We start from the raw sequence: 5,277 nt of genomic DNA, 5'->3' as shown, positions 1-5,277 counted from the left end.
AAAGGCTGATCGGAACGACCCTCCGCCGCACCTGAAGAACACAAAGCGTGGGAACGATCAGCAGGTCACGCAGGTGCGGATGCGACCACGGGCACTGCACGCAGTGCCCCTACGGGTGCATGGACGCTAGTCCGCGCAGACTCGTGTCTATTTGCCTAGAACCAGCTCCCTTGCCAGCGCATTGTGCTCCTCAATAATCAGCGGCAACTCCCGCGTCAGCAGCACGCCATCTTCGATCACCTGTCGGCCGTTGATGATGCTGTGGGCGACGCGTTGCGGGGTGCAGAAGACGAGGGCGGCGATGGGGTCGATGAGGGCGCCGGCGAGGGCGATGTCGTCGGTGCGGAAGGCGATGATGTCGGCGCAGTAGCCGGGCTGGATGCGGCCCAGCATGTCGGCACGGCCGAGTACGTCGGCGCCGCCGCGGGTGGCGATGTAGAGCGCTTCGCGGGCGCTCATGGCGGTCGGGTTTTCATCGCGAACGCGGGCCGAGAGCATGGCTTGGCGGGCTTCGTCGAGCAGGTTGTTGGTGTCGTTGGAGGCGCTGCCGTCCACGCCCAGGCCGACCTTGACCCCGGCGTCGCGCATCTTGCGGATCGGCGCGATGCCGGACGCCAGGCGCATGTTGGAGCAGGGACAGTGGGCGACGCCGGTGCCGGTGCGGGCGAACAGGGCGATACCCGGGTCGTCCAGATGCACGCAGTGGGCGTGCCAGACGTCATGTCCGACCCAGCCGACCGATTCGGTGTATTCGGTCGGGGTCATGCCGTAGCGCTCCTTGCTGAAGGCAAGGTCCTTGGCGTTTTCGGCGGTGTGGGTGTGCAGGCCAACGCCGTAGGAGCGCGCCAGTGCAGCACCTTCGCGCATCAGGTCGGTGGTCACGGTAAAGGGTGAGCAGGGGCCGAGGGCGACCTTGATCATGGCGTCGGGCGTGGCGTCGTGCAGCTCTTCGACCACCCGCTGCATCTCCTTAAGAATGGCGTCTTCATCCTGTTCGACCAGCGCATCCGGCGGCAGCCCGCCCTTGCTCTGGCCCAGACTCATGGCGCCGCGCACTGCGTGAAAACGCATGCCCATCTCCTGCGCGGCCTGCACGCTGTCGTCCAGCTGGGTGCCGTTGACGTAGAGGTAGGCGTGGTCGGCGGCGGTAGTGCAGCCCGACAGCATCAGCTCGGCCATCGCGGTGCGGGTGGCGGCGCGCTGCATGGCCGGGGTGATGTTCTGCCAAACCGGAAACAGCGCGGTCAGCCAGTCGAACAGTTCGGCATCCTGGGCGGCGGGCAGGGCTCGGGTGAGTGATTGGAACATGTGGTGGTGGGTGTTGATCAGGCCGGGGATCAGCACGTGGCCGGTCATGTCGATGACCTTATCAGCGGTGGCTGGCAGCTCGCTGGCGGGGCCGACCGCTTCGACGCGATTGCCGCGAATAAAGACCGAACCGTTGGCAATTTCACGTTGCTCGTCATCCATGGTGGCGATGACCAGCGCGTTTTTCAAAAGCAGGGTTGAAGACATGCAATGCTCCTGGACAGGGCGGCGACGTTGGCCGCCCTGCTGTTGATTCAATTGGCAAACGCCAGCAGCGCCGCGGCCACCGCCGCGGTCTGCACTACCTGCGGTACGTGCCCGCAGGCCAGGCTGACCACCTGCGCACCCGGCACCAGCGCCTGCATCTTGCGCTGCGCGGCCAGCACCACCGAACGATCCTCGGTGGCTTCCACATACAGCCGCGGCAACCTGCCGAAGCGTTCTTCCGTCCATTCGGCGACCAGCGCGCGGGTGCCTTCGGGCTGGCTGCAGAAACGCTGCGCCGCCGCCATCGCCTGCTCGTGCGGCAGATCCTGCAGGAAGATTTCGCACACCGCCTCCGGCGGCACTGTCGAGGATTGGCGATCCTCCGCCCAGTGTAGATGCGGCCAGATGCCGGCGGCTTCGGGATGGCGCTGCATCAGCTCGGTGGTCAGCTCAGCAAAGCCGAGCCCGGAGGGCAGCATCATGCCCGCCAGATAGGCCACGCCAGCCACTCGCTCGGCGAGCATTTCGGCCGCCTGGGTGGCGATCACACCGCCGCCGGAATGGCCGACCAGCAGCAGCGGGCCTTCGATCTCGGCGCAGGCGGCGGCGATATGCGCCATGCAGCCGGCCATGCTGATATCTTCGGCTGCGGCCGGATGCTGCGGGTTTCCTGGCATATCCAGCGCCAGCACCCGGTGGCCGGCGGCTTCCAGTTCCGGTTTGAGAGCATCCCACACCCAGCTGCCGGCCCAGGCGCCGTGGATCAATACCAAGGTCGGCTTGTTCTCTGGCTCAGGCATAGGTCCTCCGGTACATCTCCTGCAGATGCGCCTCGACCGTGGTCACCGGATAACGCGGCGCATCGCCCGGCTGCAGACAGACCGGCAGGCAGCGCACTTCATGGTCGGGGTTGCCGCTATAGAAGAACGGCACCGAGTAGCGCTCGGCACCGGAGGTGTTGACCACCCGATGCAACGTCGAGCGGTAGCGATCGTTGGTCCAGCGGGCAATCATGTCGCCGAGGTTGACCACGAAGGTGCCGGGAATCGGATTGGCGTCAATCCAGCGCTCGCCCGCCGCGTCCCAGACCTGCAGGCCGGGTTTGTCGTCGAGCAGCAGCACGGTGATGCCGCCAAAGTCGGTGTGCGCGCCGCAGCCCTTTTCACCTGGCTGGGGGTTGCCCGGCTGGGGCGGGTAGTGCAGCAGGCGCAGGGTACACAGCGGCGATTCGCAAAAATCGGCAAAGAAGTCTTCCGGCAGATTCAACGACAACGCCAGCGCGGCCATGATCCGAGCGCTGAGCTCGGTCATTGCGGCGTAATACTGCTCCATCGCCGGGCGGAAATCGGCGACGCCCTGCGGCCATTGGTTGGGGCCCATATTGAAGCGGGTCAGCGCCCGCTCGTCATCGGCGGCGACCTCCTCACCGATATAGAAGCCTTCCTTCAAATCCGGCGGCGCACCGGCTTCAAGGGTCTGGCCGCGCAGCGGCTCGTAGCCCCGGTTGGCCTTGGACTGGGCCTTGTCGACCGCCAGCTTGTCGGTCATCGGCAACTCAAAGAACCGCTTCGACGCCGCGAACACCTGCTCGATCAACGCAGGTTCGATGCCGTGGCCGCTGACGTAGAAAAAGCCGCTGTGCTCGCAGGCATCGCGCAGCGTCGCCGCCATCGCCGCTTTGTCCCCGATGCTGCCGCCCTGCATCGAGCTGATGTCGATCACCGGCAGGTTGGCTGCCACTGACCCATACTGCTCTGTCATGTCGTTCTCCAGATGAATAAAACAGGTTGTCCATCTGGTCAGGTATTCATATTGCATGCCAGCCCGTGTAGCGATTTGTTCAACGTCACTCAGGAGCATCCATTCATGACCCCATCGCGCATCACCATCGTTGTTGATTCCCGCTACGGCACCACGCTGACGCTGGCCAAGGCCATCGCCGAAGGCGCCGCCAATGAGCAGGCCGAGGTCCGTTTGCGCCGGGTGGCGCTGTCCGAACCGGAGTTCAGCGTCGATACCGAACGCGCCGATTTTATTGCCGCCCAGGCCGAATACCGTGATCTGCCGCAGGCCAGCATGGCCGATCTGGAGTGGGCGACCGGCATCATCTGGGGCTCGCCGACCCGCTACGGGCTGATGAGCACGCCGCTGCGTGCCTTTATCGACGAGGTAGCACCGCTGTGGCGCCAGGGCGCGCTGATCGGCAAGGTGGGCGCGGCTTTCACTTCCACCGGCGGCATGCACTCGGGCAACGAGATGACGCTGATCAACCTGCTGCTGCCGTTTCTGCAGCACGGCATGATCCTCGCGGGCGTACCGCACAGCGTGCCGGAGCTGGTGCACACCCGCAGCGGCGGCTCGCCCTACGGCGCCTCGGCGGTCACCGGCTTCAACGGCACGCTGGGCGTAGATGACGGTGAGCAGGCGATTGCCCGCGCCCTCGGTGCACGGGTTGCGCGTCTGGCCGGGCAGATCACCCCGGAGCCGGCCTCGGTGGACCTGGCTGCGGGCAGCCACTGACTCGCGAAAATTGAGCCGTCGCAGTGCAGAGCGCCGACACTGCGACGCAATCCGGTGCACATTTTTACTGACCAACTGTTCAGGAAATGGAAATAACGGCACTTACGACACATGGCACGGCGCTTGCTGCAGGAGAAATGTTGAATAACTGGTCAGCTATCTACTGCAAGCAAGGAGCAACACATGCGCCACCCCCGCAAGAATCTGAAGTCGTCTGCACTGCTCGGCATGGCCGGCGCGGTGCTTGCCAGCGGTTTGTCCACATCCCTGATGGCGGCCGAGCTGGACGAAGTCGTATTCGGCACCAACTGGTATGCCCAGGCCGAACACGGTGGGTTCTATCAGGCCAAGGCCACCGGCCTGTATGAAAAATACGGGCTGGATGTGTCCATCGAGATGGGCGGTCCACAGGTCAACGGCATGCAGCTGCTGGTCTCCGGCAAGCGCGACTTTTCCATGGGCTACGCCGTCGGCGCCGTCAAGGCAGTAGAGCAGGGCATGCCGGTCACAACCGTGGCCGCCGCCTTTCAGGGCGACCCGCAGGCACTGATCGCGCACCCGCACATCACCTCGCTGGAACAAATCAAGGCCGAGGGTCTGCCGGTCTACATCGCTGCTTTTGCCAACACCACCTTCTGGCCCTGGCTGAAGTCCAAGTACGGCTACACCGATGACATGATCCGCCCCTACACCTTCAGCGTCGCGCCCTTCCTTGCAGATACCAATATCGTGCAGCAGGGGTATCTGTCGTCCGAGCCCTTTGCCATGGAGAAGGCGGGCATCAAGCCGTCCGTGTTCCTGCTGGCGGACTATGGCTACCCGGCCTACGCCACTACCATCGAGACCACTGACGGGCTGATCGAGAAAGACCCCGATCTGGTGCGCCGCTTTGTGCAGGCCAGCATGGAAGGCTGGGCCAGCTACTTCAAGGACCCGGCACCGGGTAACGCGCTGATCAAGGAAGCCAACCCGGAAATGACCGACGAGCAGATCGCCTACGGCATCGCCAAGATGCAGGAATACGGTCTGGTGACCGGCGGCGACGCGGCCACCCGCGGTATCGGCGTGATGACTGACGCACGCTGGGCGAAGATTCACGAGTTCATGCTGGAAGCCGGCCTGGTTGATGCCAGCCTGGATATCCACGACGTTTACAGTCTGGATTACCTGCCCGCCGAACCCGTCCTGCCCTGATTAACCGACCAGCCGGCGGCCCGCCTGCGGGCCGCCCCGGGTACCCAT

General features: G+C 64.6%; 5 protein-coding genes. 2 read left to right on the top strand and 3 right to left on the bottom strand.

The annotated features are described in order from the left end of the window. Positions 1-147: 147 nt before the first annotated feature. Genes B7O88_RS16735 through B7O88_RS16725 form a run of 3 tightly spaced genes read right to left on the bottom strand, consistent with a single transcriptional unit; the run spans position 148 to position 3,276 of the window. Positions 148-1,515, bottom strand: a complete 1,368-nt coding sequence (locus B7O88_RS16735; protein ID WP_088277769.1) for an 8-oxoguanine deaminase — start codon at positions 1,513-1,515, stop codon at positions 148-150. Between the two features lie 47 nt (positions 1,516-1,562). Beyond that, positions 1,563-2,315, bottom strand: a complete 753-nt coding sequence (locus tag B7O88_RS16730) for an alpha/beta fold hydrolase (protein WP_088277767.1) — start codon at positions 2,313-2,315, stop codon at positions 1,563-1,565. Then, positions 2,308-3,276 carry an isopenicillin N synthase family dioxygenase gene (locus B7O88_RS16725; protein ID WP_088277765.1) on the bottom strand — a complete coding sequence of 323 codons (969 nt, stop codon included), beginning with the start codon at positions 3,274-3,276 and terminating at the stop codon, positions 2,308-2,310. Before B7O88_RS16725 ends, B7O88_RS16730 begins: the two co-directional genes overlap by 8 nt. Before the next feature lie 105 nt (positions 3,277-3,381). Here B7O88_RS16725 and wrbA point away from each other — a divergent pair, with 105 nt between their 5' ends. After that, complete coding sequence (gene wrbA / locus B7O88_RS16720) at positions 3,382-4,035, top strand: NAD(P)H:quinone oxidoreductase (protein ID WP_088277763.1); 654 nt, start codon at positions 3,382-3,384, stop codon at positions 4,033-4,035. Between the two features lie 183 nt (positions 4,036-4,218). Then, complete coding sequence (locus B7O88_RS16715) at positions 4,219-5,229, top strand: ABC transporter substrate-binding protein (protein WP_088277761.1); 1,011 nt, start codon at positions 4,219-4,221, stop codon at positions 5,227-5,229. The last annotated feature ends 48 nt before the right edge of the window (positions 5,230-5,277 follow it).

This window comes from Halopseudomonas aestusnigri (assembly GCF_002197985.1).
Taxonomy (GTDB): domain Bacteria; phylum Pseudomonadota; class Gammaproteobacteria; order Pseudomonadales; family Pseudomonadaceae; genus Halopseudomonas; species Halopseudomonas aestusnigri.
Note: the sequence above shows the minus strand (reverse complement) of the source record. Positions and strands in the feature narration are given on the sequence as shown.

Coding starts and splice junctions, on each gene's coding strand:
- B7O88_RS16735 (WP_088277769.1), bottom strand. CDS start 1,515: ATGTCTTCAACCCTGCTTTTGAAAAACGCGCTGGTCATCGCCACCATG.
- B7O88_RS16730 (WP_088277767.1), bottom strand. CDS start 2,315: ATGCCTGAGCCAGAGAACAAGCCGACCTTGGTATTGATCCACGGCGCC.
- B7O88_RS16725 (WP_088277765.1), bottom strand. CDS start 3,276: ATGACAGAGCAGTATGGGTCAGTGGCAGCCAACCTGCCGGTGATCGAC.
- wrbA (WP_088277763.1), top strand. CDS start 3,382: ATGACCCCATCGCGCATCACCATCGTTGTTGATTCCCGCTACGGCACC.
- B7O88_RS16715 (WP_088277761.1), top strand. CDS start 4,219: ATGCGCCACCCCCGCAAGAATCTGAAGTCGTCTGCACTGCTCGGCATG.